The 16,204-nt window shown below is 73.8% G+C and carries 13 protein-coding genes; all 13 read right to left on the bottom strand.

Annotated elements, in window-relative coordinates; genetic code table 11:
* Positions 1 to 14: 14 nt before the first annotated feature.
* Positions 15 to 719, bottom strand: coding sequence for a hypothetical protein (locus CHR28_RS38705; RefSeq protein ID WP_094051462.1), 705 nt, complete (start codon positions 717 to 719; stop codon positions 15 to 17).
* A gap of 34 nt (positions 720 to 753) precedes the next feature.
* Positions 754 to 903 (bottom strand): hypothetical protein, encoded by a 150-nt coding sequence (locus CHR28_RS38700; RefSeq protein WP_179272274.1) that lies wholly within the window; start codon positions 901 to 903, stop codon positions 754 to 756.
* A gap of 155 nt (positions 904 to 1,058) precedes the next feature.
* Complete coding sequence (locus CHR28_RS01005) at positions 1,059 to 1,514, bottom strand: luciferase domain-containing protein (RefSeq protein WP_094051461.1); 456 nt, start codon at positions 1,512 to 1,514, stop codon at positions 1,059 to 1,061.
* Between the two features lie 6 nt (positions 1,515 to 1,520).
* On the bottom strand, positions 1,521 to 2,012 hold the full coding sequence (locus CHR28_RS01000; RefSeq protein WP_094051750.1) for a dCMP deaminase: 492 nt from the start codon (positions 2,010 to 2,012) through the stop codon (positions 1,521 to 1,523).
* Between the two features lie 52 nt (positions 2,013 to 2,064).
* Complete coding sequence (locus CHR28_RS00995) at positions 2,065 to 3,090, bottom strand: formylglycine-generating enzyme family protein (protein ID WP_094051460.1); 1,026 nt, start codon at positions 3,088 to 3,090, stop codon at positions 2,065 to 2,067.
* The gene (locus tag CHR28_RS00990; RefSeq protein ID WP_094051459.1) at positions 3,087 to 4,814 is read right to left on the bottom strand and encodes a WD40 repeat domain-containing protein; all 1,728 of its coding nucleotides are present in this window, start codon (positions 4,812 to 4,814) and stop codon (positions 3,087 to 3,089) included. Before CHR28_RS00990 ends, CHR28_RS00995 begins: the two co-directional genes overlap by 4 nt.
* On the bottom strand, positions 4,811 to 5,515 hold the full coding sequence (locus CHR28_RS00985; RefSeq protein WP_094051458.1) for a GTP cyclohydrolase II: 705 nt from the start codon (positions 5,513 to 5,515) through the stop codon (positions 4,811 to 4,813). The genes CHR28_RS00990 and CHR28_RS00985 overlap by 4 nt, the downstream gene beginning before the upstream one ends.
* Positions 5,516 to 5,526: 11 nt before the next feature.
* The gene (locus CHR28_RS00980) at positions 5,527 to 6,801 is read right to left on the bottom strand and encodes an MFS transporter (protein ID WP_143655757.1); all 1,275 of its coding nucleotides are present in this window, start codon (positions 6,799 to 6,801) and stop codon (positions 5,527 to 5,529) included.
* Positions 6,798 to 8,708 (bottom strand): PQQ-binding-like beta-propeller repeat protein, encoded by a 1,911-nt coding sequence (locus CHR28_RS00975; RefSeq protein ID WP_094051456.1) that lies wholly within the window; start codon positions 8,706 to 8,708, stop codon positions 6,798 to 6,800. The genes CHR28_RS00980 and CHR28_RS00975 overlap by 4 nt, the downstream gene beginning before the upstream one ends.
* 489 nt (positions 8,709 to 9,197) lie before the next feature.
* Entirely contained in the window at positions 9,198 to 9,815 is a 618-nt protein-coding gene (locus CHR28_RS38055) for an NADPH-dependent FMN reductase (protein ID WP_094051455.1), read from the bottom strand.
* A gap of 169 nt (positions 9,816 to 9,984) precedes the next feature.
* Positions 9,985 to 10,617, bottom strand: a complete 633-nt coding sequence (locus tag CHR28_RS00965) for a methyltransferase domain-containing protein (protein WP_094051454.1) — start codon at positions 10,615 to 10,617, stop codon at positions 9,985 to 9,987.
* Between the two features lie 98 nt (positions 10,618 to 10,715).
* On the bottom strand, positions 10,716 to 11,642 hold the full coding sequence (locus tag CHR28_RS00960) for a phosphotransferase (protein ID WP_094051453.1): 927 nt from the start codon (positions 11,640 to 11,642) through the stop codon (positions 10,716 to 10,718).
* A gap of 386 nt (positions 11,643 to 12,028) precedes the next feature.
* The gene (locus CHR28_RS00955) at positions 12,029 to 16,168 is read right to left on the bottom strand and encodes a tetratricopeptide repeat protein (RefSeq protein ID WP_179272273.1); all 4,140 of its coding nucleotides are present in this window, start codon (positions 16,166 to 16,168) and stop codon (positions 12,029 to 12,031) included.
* Between the last annotated feature and the right edge of the window lie 36 nt (positions 16,169 to 16,204).

Here is a 16,204-nt window from a genome sequence, read left to right as displayed (position 1 = left end):
GGAGTGGGCTCGGGTCAGGAAGTCGCGTGGGCCGCCCTGGACTCGTCCCGTTGCTGTGCCGCCGGTGTGCGGGGTGCCCGGGTCGTGGCGGGGAGCAGCCGCGTGGCGATCAGGGAGGCCAGGGCCGTGGGCCGTGGCCCGGGCGGCAGGGTGACGAACTCCGTGCCCGACGTGGAGTGCCGGCTCCACGGTGCGAGCCCGCGGCCGGGCACCGGGCCCGCGCAGACCACCAGCCGGCTCTCGGTGACCGTACGGCGCACGGCGTGGGTCAGGGGTCCGTGCGCCGGGGCCCGGCCGGGGGCGACCGCGTCCGACACGAACAGGGTGGTGCAGACGGCGTGTCCGGCCGCCCGCTCGACCGCCCCGGCCAGCGCGAGCCCGAGGTGAGCGCCGGTGCCCCAGCCGTGCAGGGCGAACCGGCCGGTCACGCCCGCGTCCCGGACCCGGCGGACCAGACCGGCCACCAGACCTGCCACCGGATCGACCACCAGACCGGCCACCAGCCCTGCCACCGGATCGACCACCGGACCGGCCACCGGGTCGCTCACCGGATCGCCCTCCGGACCAAGCAGGTCGCGCGTGGCCGCGTCGGCGGCGGGGCGCAGGACGACCGGTCTGAGGGCGGCGGGCAGGGCGTGGACCAGGTCGGTCACGTCCGCCGCCGGGGTGTCCGGTCCCGGCAGGAGCACCAGTGGGAACCGTCCCGCGTCCACCGTCATGTCGGTCTCCTCCCGGCTCGGGGCGACAGGGGGGTCAGTGGGTGGGGCCGACGTCGGTCGCCAGCACCCGGTGGTGTCCGTCCGCGCCGTGCGCGTGCGCACCGGCGGCTCCCGCCGTCGCGCCCGCCCAGCCGATCACCGCCGTCATGACCACGGCCACCGCCGCGTGCCCCAACCACCGCATGTCGTTCCCTTCCTGCCGTCCGTTCGCGCTCTGTCTGCGTCGACAGTGCGCCGGGCCGGTCCCGGCGGCGTCCCGGTGCGATACCGGCCCGATACCCCGGCCGGTGAACGGACGGCCGGGGTCAGGACGGGGCCGGGGTCAGGGCGGGGCCGGGGTCAGGGCGGGGCCGGGGTCCAGGTGCCGCGCGCGTAGAGGTACGCCCGTGTCACCAGTCGCGCGACGACGGCCGTCTCGGTCTCGTCGCGCGGGCCGTAGACGAGCAGCGAACCGCAGGGGGCGGCGGCCGTGCCCCAGCCGGCCGCGACCACCGCCTTGCCCCACGGTGCGGGCAGCATCAGGTGGAGGCTGCCGTCGTAGGGCGGATGCACGTGCCCGAACTCCGAGCCCGCGAGGAACGCCTCGGCCGGTCCGTGGGCCAGGACCGGTGCGAGGTGGAACGCACGGGTCCCCCGTACGCAGACGTACGAGGGACCCGTGCGGACCCCGTCGAACGCGGTGACCGCGTCGACGAGCCGCTGTGTCAGCCCGGCGGGCGCCGGGTCGGTGAGTTGTTCCACCGGGTCACCGGTCACGACCAGCGGGGCCGGACCCCGGCGCGGTGGCAGGGACATGTGCGCTCACCCTCCCGCCGGGCCGGAGGGCAGCAGATGGCGGTTCACCGCCCGGGCCGCCTCCGCCAGTTCGTCCCGGCACACCACCTCGACGCCCGCCGCGCGCAGGGTCTCCACGCCGGTGCAGTCCGCCACGAACAGCGGTGGTTCCCGCCAGGCGACGACGACCCGCCCGATGCCCGCGGCCAGCACGAGCCGGGTGCACGGCGACGGGGAGGAGGCGCGGCGGGTGCACGGTTCGAGGGAGGTGTAGAGGGTGGCGTCGCGCAGGCTGGGCCGGGGGTTGCCCAGGGACCGCAGGGCGGCCTCCTCGGCGTGGACCCGGCCGCCGTCCTGGCGGGAGTGCCCGCGGGCCAGTTCCCGGCCGTCCGCGGCGACGAGGATCGCCCCGACGGAGAACGCGGTCGGCGACGGCGGGCAGCGGCGGGAGAGTTCCACCGCGCGCCGTAACCACTCCGCGTCGCTCCCGGGGCCCGGTCTGTCGCGGCGGCCCGTCACGGCGGCACCCTGCGGACCGCCGCCCCGGCCGCCGCCGGACACGGAAGGCGGTTCACCGGTCCCACCCCGTTCCGGTGCCGCCGGCGGGCGGGGTCTCGGCGAGCCGGAACCCCATGGCGTACAGGTCCCGCCGGTACCAGCCGTGGCGGCGGCGGCAGCGGGACAGGTCGGCGTAGCGGGTGAAGCTGCCGCCGCGGGCCACCCGGTAGGAGGTCCCGGCGTTCTCGTGCAGGTCGTCGTCGACCGTCCGGCCGCCCGGGTAGGGCCGGTAGTCGTCGGCGACGTACTCCTCGACGTTGCCGGCCATGTCGTAGGTGCCGAACGGGCTCCGTCCCGCCGGGTACATGCCGACCGGGGTGGTGGTCAGGGGGCCGTACTCCACGGTGTTGGCCCGGTCCTCGCCGGGTTCCTCGCCCCAGGGGTAGGCGCGTCCGTCACCGCCGGAGGCCGCGTACTCCCATTCCGCCTCGGTGGGCAGCCGGAAGGCCCGGCCGGTGCGGTGGGCGAGCCAGGCGGCGTACGCGTCGGCGTCCTGCGGCGACACGCTCCACACCGGGTGGTTGGCCAGGTGGGGCGGGTAGACGCCGAACCGCCAGGAGGTGGGCAGTCCGGCGTCCGGGTTCTCGGTCAGGAACAGCCGGTACTCCGCGTTGGTGACCGGGTAGCGGGCGATGCGGAAGGCGGCGATGTCGGCCTCGTACTCGGGTGCCTCCTTGGCGATCCAGGCCCGGGTCACGCCCACGTGCCGCCAGGCGGCGGCGACCGCGTCCACCCGGTCCTCGGCCAGGCCCAGCCGCACCCGGGCGGCCGGGACGTCCGCCATCGCCGGCGCGAGCGGGTCGATCCGCGGATCGCCCAGCAGGGCCAGCAGGTTGCCCGCGGCCAGCCGCAGCAGCGGCTCGGCCGCCGGGTCCGACACCCGCAGCGCCAGCTCGCGGGGGCCGGACCCGGCGAGCCGGCCGGTCAGATGCCGGAGCCGGTCCTGGTCGACGCGGTCGGTGAAGGACGCGGGCAGCCCCATCGCCGTGCGGTCGTCCAGCTCGTTGGGGTTGACCACGGTGGCCTCGGCCGTGGTCATGCCGCCCGCTCCACGGGTGCCTCCGCCGTCGCCGGCGGGTCCAGCGGGTAGACCCGGCCGTCGTAGGACGAGGCGAGGAAGCGGCCCCGGGCGGCGTCCCAGTGCAGGCTGGAGATGCCCGCGGTGGTGGGCCGCACCACGAGGGGCCACTCCCCCGTCGTCACGTCGTGCACGGCGACCGTGCCCGCGTACGAGCCCGTCGCCACGAGGCGGCCGTCCGCGGAGGCGGCGACGCACTTGACGGAGTGGTCGTGCGGCGTGGGCACGGTACGGCTGGTGCGGCCGTCCCAGATCCGCAGGGTCAGGTCACGGCTGACGCTGGCGAAGCGGCCGCCCGGCAGCGGGGCGCAGCCGTTGGCGATGCGCGCGTGGGCCTCGTCGACGCGGCCGGTCTCGGTGAACGTCTCCAGGGAGAACCAGGACACCGAGGCGTCCGCGCACACCGCGAACAGCGTGTCGCCGGAGACCGCGACGCCCTTGACCGCGTTGGTGTGCAGCGGCAGCGTGGCGACGTGCTCGGGTTCCTGGCCCTCGCGGACGGCGAAGACCAGGCCCTCGCCGGTGTAGGCGCCGACCACGACGTGCGGCACGCCGTCCCGGGTGAAGGCGGCGGCGCAGTTCAGCGGTGAGCGGTGCTGGTGCAGGACGCGTCCGTCGCGGGCGTCGAAGACCCGGCCGAGCTGACCGCCGGTCAGGACCCGGTCGCCGACCTCGACCAGGAAGTTGCACAGGCTGCCGGTGTCGGCGCGCTGTGAGCCGTCCACCCACACCAGTCCGGCGTCGCCGGTCGTCCACACGGCGCCGTCGGCGGTGGTGGCGACGGCGTTGACGCAGGCGGTGGGCTCCACGCCGGTGAGGTCCCAGGTGCCGTCGGTGACGCGGTAGAGGGCGTACGACGAGCCGAACGTGCCGAAGACGAGTGTGGTGTCGTCGAGGAAGGCACACGAGCGGGCCCACACTTCGGCGGGGAACTCGGCGGTGTGCGTGAGCCGCAGCCCGGCCTCGGCGTCGGAGGCGTCCCAGACGCGCAGGGTGCGGTCGTAGCTGAGGCTGACCAGGGATTCGGTGGCCGCGTGGTACACCAGCCGCTTGATGCCGGCCTCGTGGGCGGGGGCCTTGCCGGTGCGGCCGTCGGCGATGGTGATGATCTCGCCGTCGTCGTTGCCCGCGTACACCACGCCGGCCCGGGTGATCGCGATGGTGTCGGTCTCCACGCCGCCGAGGTCGACCTCGCCGACCATGCCGCCGGAGGCCAGGGACCAGCGCTTGACCGTGCCGTCGTCGCTGGAGGTGAGCAGTTCGTCGCTCTCACCCAGCCAGGCGACGGAGATGACGTCGGCGGTGTGCCCCTCGAACCGGGCCACGAGCGCGCCGGCGAAGTCGTAGACCCGCACCAGGTGGTCCCGTGAGGCGGTGGCGACCAGTTCCCGGACCGGGTGGAAGACGGACATCTCCACGTCGTCCTTCTGCTCGCTCAGGACGGCGCGGAGCTTCAGGTCGGGCACGGACCACAGCCGGGCGGTGTAGTCGCTCGACGAGGTCAGCAGCAGCTTCCCGTCAGGGCTGAACGCGACCTGGTTGGCCAGGTGGTCGTGGACGGCGCGGGCGAGCGGCGCCCGGCGGGCCGCGTCCCACAGGATGACCTGGTTGTCGTAGCCGGCCGTGGCCACGTACGCGCCGCCGAAGGCCGCGACGCCGCTGATCGGCCCGTGATGGCGTATCACGCTGACTCCTCCAGTCGGATGGTGTGAGAGGTGCGGGCGACCTTCGCCGTCAGGTAGCCGGTGTTGTGCGGGTTGACGAAGACGCCCGTGGCGACGGTGCGCCGCACCCGGATGCCGTAACGGCGCAGCTGCTCGCACTTGTTGGGGTTGTTGGTGAGCAGGTCGATCTCGTCGTGGCCGAGGGCCCGCAGCATCTGGGCGGCCGCCGCGTAGTCGCGCTCGTCCTCGCCCAGCCCCAGGGCCCGGTTGGCCTCGTAGGTGTCCAGGCCCCGGTCCTGCAGCCCGTAGGCGTCGAGCTTGTTGTACAGGCCGATGCCGCGCCCTTCCTGGCGCAGGTACAGCAGCAGTCCGCCGGCGGTGTCGATCATCCGCAGCGCCTCGCGCAGCTGGGGGCCGCAGTCGCAGCGCGCGGAGCCGAACACGTCGCCGGTCAGGCACTCGGAGTGCACCCGCACCAGCGGTACGCCGTCCTGGACGGCGCCCAGGCGCAGCGCCAGGTGTTCGCGTCCGTCCACGAGCCCGCGGAAGGTCGTCACGCGGGCGGTGATGGGGTCGCCCGTCGCCGGGTACAGGGGGATGCGGACGCTCTGGCGCACCTCCGCCCGGGGTGGTGCGTCACCGGTGCCGTCGGGGTGGCGCAGCGCGGGCACGGAGGCGGCCGGGAGGTCGGTGGTGCGGGTGTCGCCGGGTATGTGGGGCATGTTTCCTCCTCCTAGGCCGGCTCGGTCGTCGCCGGGTTCGTCGGGGTCCAGGCGGTGCGGGCGCGGTGCAGCTGGACGAGCACCACCGACGAGGCGACGCCGAGCGCCAGGAACGTGGCGTGCGGGCCCGCAGCGTGTTCGAGCGGGGGGATCACAACAGGGGACAGCAGTGCGGCGGATCCCGTCAGCAGCCACATCAGTCCCGAGGCCCGGCCCATGACCCGCTGCGGCAGGTACCGCACCCGCAGCATCACCACGGCGGCCAGCAACGCGCCCTGGGCGACGGCCCCGAGGGCCAGGGCCACGAGGAACAGCGGCCACACGGGCACCGCCAGCAGGGCCAGGGAGACCGCGCGGACGACGACGGCCACGGGCAGCAGCGTCGCGGGGCGCAGGCGTTCGCGCTGGGAGACCAGCAGGTTGCCGGTCAGCAGGCTCAGGTTGACGGCCGCGACGACCCAGCCGGCCTGCTGTGCGGACAGCTGCCAGGAGTGGCGCAGCTCGAAGAGGACCAGGGACGTCAGGCCGGTGCCGCAGACGGCTTCCAGGACCATCTGCAGGACGAGCGTGACGGCGATGCGCCGGTCGGCGAGGGTGTCGCGCCAGACGCCGCGCAGCCGTGCCGGTTCGCGCCGGCGTCCGTCCGCCGCGGGGCGGCGCGGCGGACGGACGCCGAACGCCCACACGGCCAGCGGCGCGAAGAACGTGGGCAGGTTCAGCCACAGCACGCCCAGGTAGCCCAGCAGGGGCAGGGTGGCCGCGACCAGGACGGGCCCGGCCAGTGTCGTGGCGAGGAACAGGCTGTTGAGGGTGCCGCGGGCGCGGGCCGGGCAGCGCGGGAACATCACCGGTACGTCGGTCATCCAGCCGACGCGGTAGGCGACGCCGCCGGCGGCCACCACCAGGGCGCAGACGAACAGCACCCACGGCTCGGGATCGCCCTGCCACAGCAGCAGGTTCATCACCGTGGCCGCCGACGCCTGCGCCAGCAGTCCGTACAGGACGAGTCCGGCGGTGCCGCGCCGGTCGGCCACCGAGCCGAACCAGGGGGCGAGCAGCATGCTCATCGGCACGGCGGCCGCCAGCCAGGTCATCACCGCGAGCGAGCCGGTGAGGCGGTACGCCAGCAGGGGCAGCGCGGTCGCGTACAGCGCCTCGCCGAGGTTGTTGACCGAGTTGCCGGCGGCGAAGACCCGGAAGGCGCGCTCGGCGAACGGCGAGGGTTCCACCACCTCGTCGCCGCGTGCGGTGCCGTGCGCGCCGCGCACCCGGTCGGCGGTGGTCACGGCCGGGCCGCGCCGGCCGCGGCGGGGAAGGGACGGGCGCCGGAGGACCGCGGCAGCCACAGGTCGCGCAGCACGGTGAGGACGGGTCCCTCGCCGCCGCGGTCCAGGCGGTACAGGCGCAGGTAGCCGCCCCGGCCGCCGACCACCACGTAGGCCCGGCCGTCCGCGCCGCGCAGGGCGGTCATCCCCTTGGGGAAGTCGGGCAGGTCCTCGTGCAGGGCGAGCAGTTCGCCGCTGTCGTGGTCGTAGGCGGCGATCTGCATGCCGTAGGTGACGACGCACAGGGTGCCGTCGATGAGCGCGCAGTTCTCGGCGGTGTTGTCGAGGAGTTCGACGAACTGCCGCCGGGGCTTGTCCTCGCCGACGACCAGTTCCTTGACGCCTCCGCCGCCGGTGACGCGCAGCCGGTCGCCGTCGACGAGCAGCCGCTTGGGGTAGCTCTCCAGCTCCGTCTCCCAGGAGACGGAGCCGTGTTCGTCGTAGGCGGCGAGGCGGCCGGTGCGGCATCCGAGCACCCGGCGGCCGTCGGGCAGGTACGCCGACGCCCAGGCGCTGGCGGGCAGTTGGCCGATGTGGAGGAGCTGCCGGCCGGTGGCGGCGTCGAATTCGAAGCCGCCGGCGTTGCAGGCGACCAGGACGCGGCTGTGGTCGGGCGAGACCGAGACGGTGTGGACGATGCCGGGCAGGCGGGCCTCCCACACGAGGGTGCCCCCGGGGGTGGTGCGGCGCACCGTGTCGGGCCAGAGGATCGCGACCTGGTCGTCGCCGCACGGTTCGGCCCGGCGGGCGAAGCCCGGTGCGTCCTGGTACTGCTCGACGAGGTCGAGGCGGGCGTGGTCGCCGCCGGTTTCGAGGCGGAGCAGTGCCGTTCCGTCGTCGGTGGCGGCCAGGACGGTGGTGGCGTCGCCGGGCAGCGGGCGCAGGTCCCACACACACTGGCGGGGGTGGGCGAGCCGGTGGAGCAGCTCGCCCTCCGGGGACAGGGCCGTGATCTCGCCGTCCTGGGTGAGGGTGTAGACCCGTCCCTGCTCGTCGATGGTGACGTCGATGATCTGGTGGCTGAAGCCGGTGACCCGCTTGCGGACGGTCAGTTCGGGTGTGGTGTTGTCGAACAGGAGCAGTTCGCCGTCGAAGCCGCCGATGTAGGCGGTGGTGAAGTCCGGGGAGAACACCAGCCCTTCGACGTCGTTGCGGGCGAAGTGCATGCGCTGGCCGACGGTGCCGTCGAGCCCGAGGGTCACCACGCCGTTGGAGATGTTGTGGGTGTCGCCGATGCCGGCGTCGCCGATGGCCCAGAAGCGGCGGTGCCGGGCGTCGTAGACGACGCGGTGCACGTTGGAGGTGTCGATGCGGACGGTGGTCGGGAACGACCACTCCTCCAGCGAGCCGAGGTGGACGCACCCGTGCCGGTCGGCGACGGCGTGCACTCCGGGTGCGTCGGTGCAGAACCATTCGAGCATGTCGTAGCCGTGCGGCCAGGGGACGATCCGCTCGACGGCGAACGTCTCCACGTCGAGGACGACGACCTGGAAGTACCCGTTGTCGACGTACGCCTTGCCGTTCCACAGGCCGATGCCGCGCAGCATGGTGGGGGACGGCTGTTCGCCCTCCAGCAGCAGGGAGCGGTCGGCGGTGGCGCGGGCGTCGAGGCGGTCGGCCAGGTGCAGGGTGTCGGCGTGCCAGCGGCAGAGGGTGCCGGCCTTGTCGCGGGTGATGATCCAGTCGCCGGCGAGGGCGACGCCGTACACCGGGTGGCCGGCCGGGTCCTGCGCGAGGGCGGGGACGCCGGAGGAGCGGCGCAGGGTGAGGTCGTGGTCGAGCAGGTGCAGACCACCGCGGACGTCACAGGCCAGGAGCCCGCGACCGGGCAGGCTGACGATCCGCGTGATCCGTTCGGGGATGCCCATGGCGGAACTCCACTCCTGTCGTGGGATCAAGAGGAGGACGTGATGCGCCCCCCGGGGCGGGGCGAGCCTGCCCCAGGGGGCGAATCCTCACTGCACTGGAGGGTGAGGGGCGCCTCAGATGGCGGCGCGGGTCACGCGACGGACGAGCTTGGTCATGGGACTGCACCTCCTTCGCTTTCCTGCTGTGCTCGTGACGAGGGATCTGACAGGGCGCCTCAGATGGCGGCGCGGGTCACACGGCGGACGAGCTTCGTCATGAGGGGCACCCCCTTTCATGGCTCGGGCTCCACGGCGCGCGTGGGGCCGGACCGGTGCACCGTCCCTGGTCGGGCGGGCTTTCCTGCCGCCGGCGCAGGCCTCGTGGGCACGACGCGCGGGGCAAGTCTGGGGAGGGGCGCGGCGGTCGGGGCCGCGGCGCCGGGCGGACGGACGTCGGACGACGGTCGCGGGGCGGTGGACGTCAGGCGACGGTCGCGGGGCGGGTGGACGTCAGGCGACGGTGGCGGGGCGCGGTGCGCCGTCACCGGCCGCCGGCCGGACGACGTCCACGCCGACGACGGTGCGCCGGGCCGCCCACACGGCGGCTGCCACCTCGTCGAGCAGGGCGACGGTCGCCTGGTCGGTGAACCCCTGGCCGGTGCGCGGCAGAGCTTCCGCGTCGCCGAGCGCGAGGGGCCGGTGGTCGATGAGGACCGCTCCGGAGCGCTCCAGGTTCACCCGCAGTCCCGGCTGGGCGTCCGCCGCGCCACGGGGTCCGGGGGAAGCGCTCAGCACCGCCGTCGGCAGACCGGTCAGGGCGCTGTCCCCCCAGGGGCGGGAGAGCCAGTCCAGGGCGTTCTTCAGGACACCGGGGGCTCCTCCGTTGTAGGAGGGGGTGCTGATCACCAGGGCGTCGGCGGAGGCGAGCAGCCGTCGGGCCTCGGCGACCGGCGCGGGGCCGTCCGCCACGTCGAGGTCCTGGTCGTAGTACGGCAGAACCCGTGGATCCAGCAGGGGCGTGTGCACCCGTGCGTCCCGCCGGGCCAGCAGCCGGCCGAGGGTCGCGACTGCGGTGGTGTTCACCGAGCCGCGCCGCAGGCTGCCGGACATCAGTACGATCCTGGTCACCCCGGTCTCCCTGTCGTCCGGGCGGTTCCCCCGGGCGGGGCCGCCTTCCGATGACTTGAGAGTGGCGCAGCCGATTCCCGGCCCGGTCCCGATCCGATACCCCGCCCGCCGGGCCGAACGGGAACTGCCGGCCAGGGCTGCGGAAATGGGCACGAGGGCACCCCGGACGTCAGGCGCGAACGTCGCGCGGCTTCTCCCACAGCAGGGTGTAGCGCCACAGCAGGCGGCGCCGGAACCGGCTTCCCGGCAGCACCCGGTGGGCGATGTCCCGCGCCTCGCGGAAGGTGGTGTCCGGGTCGGCGACCGGCATCTTCTCCGGGGCGTGACGGCCGCCCCTGCGCCGGCCGAGGGCCTTCACGGACGGCACCGCTACGGCCAGGTGCAGCAGATCGAGGACGGACCCGGGGTCGGCCAGGCCGATGACGGCCAGCCGCCCGCCGGGGGCGAGCAGTTCCGCCGACCGGTTCAGGGCGCGCTCGGTGCCGAGGTGGTGGGCGACGGCGACCATGGTGATCAGGTCGTAGTGGCCCAGGGGAAGCTCCGGAAGCTCCGTCCCGCTGGCCTCGAAGAAGTCCGCTTCCAGGAAGCGGGCGTTGTCCACGTCCTCGCTGCGGGCGCGTGCCGACTCGACCATCTCGGCGGAGAGATCGATCCCGGTGACCCGGCCGGACCGGGCGGCGAGCAGACGGGCGAGTTCCCCGTCGCCGCATCCCACGTCCAGCGCTTCGCGGCAGTTTTCGGGAACGAATCCCAGAATTTCGGGGTGGTAATGGGCGTTCGGATTCCAGTGACTGGTTGTCATGCGGCAAAATTAGGGAGGGTGATTGACGCGGTCAACCTTTCACGGGCGGGAGGAATGGGGGATCGGAAAGGGATCGATTCGGGAGCTGAATTTGCAGGCTATTTGGATTTCCACTGCTCCAAGGCGGGTTTGAGGTATTCCCACAGGCGGGGAAGCTGCGGGACCAGCGTGAGGGTGGCGACGACCCGGATCATGCCCAGGGTGTCGACGAGGCGCAGAACCTCTTCGTCGAGCGGCCTGGCACCGTTGCGCCGTGCGCCGCGATCGTAGGCGGCGCGGTGCTCGGGCCCGAGGGCGGCCAGGTCCCACTCCACGGGCCCCAGTGTGACCAGTTCGAAGTCGGCGTAGCGGTGACCGTCCACGCCGGGGAACACGTTCGCGGCGGGTGAGTCGCCGTGCAGGGGCTGGAGGCCGATGCCGGGGAACCGGGCCTCGAAAGCGGCGCCTGAGCGCACGAGGGGTTCCAGGGCCTGCCACTCGCGGCGGGCCCGGGCCAGTTCTGCCGCGCCGATCAGGGTGGGGTGCCGGCCGAGCCGGTCGAGGCTGTCGGTGATGAACTCGGGGTCAGCCGCGGACAGGAACTCCGGGCGGCCCGGGTAGGTGCGCAGGGCCGCGTGCAGGTCGGCGACGCGCTCGGCGTTCGCCACGTAGTCGGGTTCCGCGTCCCGGTCCTCCTCGACGAACGTCCAGAACGTCATCGAGAAACCGTTCCGCTGCACGGGCTCGTACGGCACGAGCGGGCTCGGCGCGATCACCGGCACTCCTTGCCCGTCGAGCCAGCGCGTCACGTCCAACTCGTCCTGCTGACGGCGCGCCAGGGCGGCGAGGTCGCCGGGATCGGGCAGGACCGTGGGGATCCGGGCCACGACCGGGGAGGGCGCGAGGTGGACGACGACGGAGAAGACGTCGTGGAGCACCGCGGGTTCGCTGACGGCCAGGCCGAGTGCGCGTGACGCCGAGACGGCCGCCTCGACCGCGGCCGAGGTGCGGTCGGCGAGCTGCCGGGGGGTGAGGAAGGTGGTCATGCTCCATCGCTTTCCGTAGAGGTATGTGGGGTCGGTCGGCCACCGGTCACAGCGCTCCGCCGACAGCCGCTCCCCCGGGGGGGGCTTCCCTGGGCCATGCGAACGGTCCGGGGGGGGCGGAAGCGGCGGCATCGGCCGCGGCACGCGCTCAGGCGAAGAAGAGGAAAGCCATGCCCCCACCGTAGCAAGACGGACCGTCTCGCCTCACCTCATTACTGGGACACTGGGGAACGGCGGCCAAAGGCTATCTGGCGACCTCAACGACCACCGTCACCGTGCGGGATGCGGTCGAGCGGGGCCGGCGGGATCTGTTTCGGATGCGCATCGCCATGCGGGCCGACCTGGGCGTGACCCGGCCGTCGCGCGGGACGTGACCGCGCCGGGTGTCAGGGGGGCGTCGGGGCGCCGCCGGGGCGGTCGGTGGCGGTCGGCAGCAGGGCCGTCAGGGACAGGACGGCGGACACGGACTCCTCGTCGACGTCCCGGCGCAGCAGCCGGACGAACTGCTCGTCACCGAGCCGGGCGCGCTGGGCGCGCAGGGCACTGAGGTTGCGGACCGCGTTGTCCGAGCCGATCCGACGGTTGATGGACAGGGCCTGCACCATCAGGAGCAGGGCTTCGCCCGGCCGGTCCTGCTCCGCTCGGAGGTTGCCCAGTTCGGCGTAGTCGAGGGCCACTTCCGCCCAGGCCCCCAGCTCCTGGTCGATGGCCAGGCACTCCCGGTAGCACTGTTCGGCCAGTTGCCGGTCGCCACGCAGCTGGGCGACGCGGCCCAGGTGGAACACGCTGTTGGAGACGCCCTGCCGGTTGCCGAGCCGCTTCTTCAGGGCCACCGAGGCACGGAAGTACCCTTCCGCCTCCGCGTAGGCCCGCTGCTCCTGGCAGACCTGTCCCAGTTGATGCATGACGATGGCCGCGTTGGTGTCGTTCCCCAGCCGCTCGTAGACGGCGAGCGCGGACCGGTAGCGCTGCTTGGCCTCCTCCAGCCGGCGGACCTCCAGGTTCACGTGCCCCAGGTCCTCGTGGCACTTGGCGACGCCCTCGGGATAGTCGGCGGCTTCGCACAGCGGCAGCGCGTGCTGGAGGAACATCCGGGCCGTGCCGACGGCACCGCGCTCGTACGCGGCGATCCCCAGCTTCACGTAGGCGCTGCCCAGCGGTGTGGGGCTGGGATACGAGAAGTAGAACGCGTCGAACGACACGGTCGACCGGATGGCATCGGTCGCGGTCGGCTCGTCGACGAGCCGGGCCACGAGCCGGTCGAAGGCGGCGGCGCCGAGTTCCCTGCGCTGGATGGCGAGCAGTTCGATGTCCCTGCGGCCCCGTGGGTCGCGCTGCTCGTCGAGCCAGGCCTCCAGGGTGCACGGCACCGCGTCGGCCACGCGTCCCAGGACGGTGCGCAGGGCGCCGAGCTGGCGGTTGCACGAGGCCGTGTGGCCCTTCTCGCCGAGGGCGCGGAACGTCTCCCGCGCCCGGGAGAAGCAGGTCTCCGCCCAGGTCAGGTCACCGGCGTCACGGGAGATCTCGCCGAGCATCTGGCTGCTCTCGGCAATGTTCCGGATGCTTCCGATGTCCTCGAAGATCTCCAGTGCGGCGCGCGCGTGTTCCTGCGCCGCCGTGTGGTCGAAGCGGGCGAGGGCGATCTTCGCCAGGGCCGTCCTGCCGTTGCCCACGTTGATCCGGTCACCCAGCCTGGCGAAGTGGGACAGAGCCGTCTCGCTGCAGCGGGCCGCCTTGTCGTAGTCCTTGGCGCGGAAGGCCAGGATGCCGATCTGATGCTGCGCGGCCGCGATGCCCTCCAGGTCCTCCAACTCCTCGCACAGGGCGAGCGCTTCGAGGTACTGCCGCTCCGAGCGCCGGTCGTCGCCCTCGTCCATCGCCAGGCCGGCGAGCTGGTGCAGGGTGAAGGCCATGCCCGCCCGGTCGCCGATGCGTTCCTTGACGGACATGGACTGCCGGTACAGGCGCTCGGCCTCGGCGCGGTCCCCGCGATGCTGGGCGAGCAGGCCCAGTTGGTGCAGCACACGTCCGGCCCGGTCGTCGGCGCCCAGTTCCTCGAAGGCCGCCAGCGCCTGCCGGTACCGCGTCTCGGCCTGGCGGTAGCGCCCCTTGCGGGCGTCCAGGCCGCCGAGGTCGGCCAGGCACTCGGCGGCTTTCAGCGTCCCCGGCGCCGCCAGGGCCAGCGCCTCGCGTCGCAGGCGTTCCTCACGCACCCACTGACCGGCCTTGTCGAGCTCGTGACAGGCGAGGACCGTGTACTCCAGGGCCCCCGACACGCTCCCGCCGGCCAGTTCGTGGTACCTGCCTTCGAGTGCGTACCCGATGTAGGCGGCCTGGTCCGTCGTCCTGCCGCAGCGCCGGCCCCAGTAGGCGCCCGCCCTGCGGTGTGCCTCGGTCAGCCGGTGCGGGCCGGCGAGGCGCGCCAGGGCGGCGGCGGTCCAGCGGTGGACCAGGTAGCCGGACTCTGTGGGTGCGAGCAGTCCGAGGTGCAGGAGCCGGGCCACGGCCTCGTCCAGGCCGTCGGGCTCGGCGGGCGGCTCCTCCTCCGCGGACGGGGCGGCCAGCTGCCAGGCCAGTCCGGCCCGGTCCACCGGTAACCGGTACACGGCCGCGCCCAGCAGCAGTTCCCTGGCCGAGGGGATGTCGTCGAGGCGGGTCAGCAGCTCCGGGAGCAGCACGTCCTGGGCGATCAGGGCGCCGGTCTCGTCCAGCTTCCGCCCCAACTCGCCCGGTGCGCCGTCGCGTTCGGCCACAGCGGCGCGCAGCCGGGCGGCGACTTCGCCGAAGCGGCCGTCTCCGTCGCGCAGGAGGGCGTCCAGGTACTCCAGGGACCGCGGATGGCCGCCGAGCCGGGTCCACACCTGCCACTGTTCGGCAGGGGACAGCGCGTCGACGCCGGGCAGCCGCCAGATCAGCTTCCGGGTCTCCTGCCAGGTCAGAGGGCCGAGATGCCAGGTCTCCAGGCCGGGCACCGGGAAGGGGAACCTGCTGGTGACGATGGCGGGATGGTGTTCCGCCCAGCTCTGCAGGAACGCCGGGAGATCCGGGTCCGCCATATGGTGGTCGCCGTCCAGGTTGTCCTCGGCGTTGTCGAGGACGAGCAGGAGCGGCACAGTGGCCCGGGTGGTCGCCGCGAGTCGCTCCCGCCAGTCCCGTCCGTGGTCGCCCAGGGTGCGGAGCAGCTCGTGCAGTGGGTCGCTCCGGTCGACGTCGTCGCGCACGAGGCGGGCGTGCAGCCGGCGGCGCAGCTCGTCCAGGATCGCCTCCGCGGCCGTCTCCCCGCCGACCGCCACGACCACACCGTCCGGGGTGACGGCCTCGAAGCGCCGTACCAGTTCGGCGGCGAGGCTGGTCTTGCCGACGCCGCCGATGCCGTGCAGCAGGACCCGCGGCTCGGGGCCCGCCAGTCGGCGCAGCGTGCTCCTGCGCCCCACGAAGTCGTGCCGGGCGCGCACCATGCCGTCCAGGATGACGGGCTGCCGAACTGAGGGTGCTGGGGCGGGTTCCGCGGGGGCCGGGCCGCCGTGGGCCGGGCGCAGCTCCGGGTCGGCGAGGAACAGGGCCGGTGTGGCCCACTCCGGCAAGGGCCGGGGCTCCCGCGCCAGTTGCCGCCGGATGTCGCAGAACGCGCCGAGGAGGTCCCTGTCGGGGTGGTCGGCCAGGCTGCGGTAGAGCCGCGCGCAGAGTTCGGTGGCGTAGTCGTCGCTGACGGCGGTGGTCATCGCCAGCACGGCCGGGGCGCCGTGGTCCAGCAGGCTGCGGGCCAGTCCGGGCAGCTGCGACGCGCCCTCCAGGGCGGTGGAGCAGCCCGCCAGCACGATCAGGGGCAGGCTGCCGTGGGACGGCAGCACGTCACGCAGGAACCGTGCGGCGTCCACGGCGTCCTCCGCGCCGGTGCGCGCCTCCAGCAGCAGCGCGCCTGGGCGGGCGTGGCAGGAGATGTGCAGCACGTGGCACGGCGACTCGTCGAGGGCGTCCCGGATCGCGGCCACGCTGCCCCATTCCAGCAGGCGCACCCGCTGTCCGGTGCGGTGGCCGGGCTCCACGGCGTCGAGGATCCTGCCCAGTTCCCGTTCGTAGTCGAGCAGTTCGCCCCGGCTGTCGTCCGGGGCGGCCACCGCGGCGAGGATCCGCAGGGGGCCGCCGGGTACGAGGGCCGGGCGTCCGGTGTGCGGGGTCGTCCGGTACAGGTCGACGCCGGGGTCCAGGGCCAGTGGGACGGTACGGCCGGGCGGAACGAGGGTCTCCCAGGGGAAGTCCGCCAGCGTGGCGTCCCGGACCTCGACGCCGATGCGGTGGCGTCCCGGCCGCCGCAGCTCGTCGCGGAGTGCCGCGCCGACGGGTCCGTCCAGGAAACGGTCCCCGAGCGCGGTTCCCGCCTCGCGCAACAGGCCTTCCGACGGCTGTCTGCGCAGCCTCCAGAGCAGGTCGCCCGTGCTCTGGTCCGGCGGTTTCGGTGCCTGGGTGACCTCGGCGCCCCGGATCACGCCTGTCACACGCGTGGTGTCGATCGTCAGCCTGATCATGCCTGCCCCCGTTCCTGCGATCAGGATGGCGGTCCC

This window comes from Streptomyces sp. XY006 (genome assembly GCF_002237655.1).
In the GTDB taxonomy this organism is placed as follows: domain Bacteria; phylum Actinomycetota; class Actinomycetes; order Streptomycetales; family Streptomycetaceae; genus Streptomyces; species Streptomyces levis.
Note: the sequence above shows the minus strand (reverse complement) of the source record. Positions and strands in the feature narration are given on the sequence as shown.

Bases quoted from the DNA above. Each gene is read 5' to 3' on its own strand.
- CHR28_RS38705 (WP_094051462.1), bottom strand. From the start codon at position 719: ATGACGGTGGACGCGGGACGGTTCCCACTGGTGCTCCTGCCGGGACCG.
- CHR28_RS38700 (WP_179272274.1), bottom strand. From the start codon at position 903: ATGCGGTGGTTGGGGCACGCGGCGGTGGCCGTGGTCATGACGGCGGTG.
- CHR28_RS01005 (WP_094051461.1), bottom strand. From the start codon at position 1,514: ATGTCCCTGCCACCGCGCCGGGGTCCGGCCCCGCTGGTCGTGACCGGT.
- CHR28_RS00995 (WP_094051460.1), bottom strand. From the start codon at position 3,090: ATGACCACGGCCGAGGCCACCGTGGTCAACCCCAACGAGCTGGACGAC.
- CHR28_RS00985 (WP_094051458.1), bottom strand. From the start codon at position 5,515: ATGCCCCACATACCCGGCGACACCCGCACCACCGACCTCCCGGCCGCC.
- CHR28_RS00975 (WP_094051456.1), bottom strand. From the start codon at position 8,708: ATGGGCATCCCCGAACGGATCACGCGGATCGTCAGCCTGCCCGGTCGC.
- CHR28_RS00965 (WP_094051454.1), bottom strand. From the start codon at position 10,617: ATGACAACCAGTCACTGGAATCCGAACGCCCATTACCACCCCGAAATT.
- CHR28_RS00960 (WP_094051453.1), bottom strand. From the start codon at position 11,642: ATGACCACCTTCCTCACCCCCCGGCAGCTCGCCGACCGCACCTCGGCC.
- CHR28_RS00955 (WP_179272273.1), bottom strand. From the start codon at position 16,168: ATGATCAGGCTGACGATCGACACCACGCGTGTGACAGGCGTGATCCGG.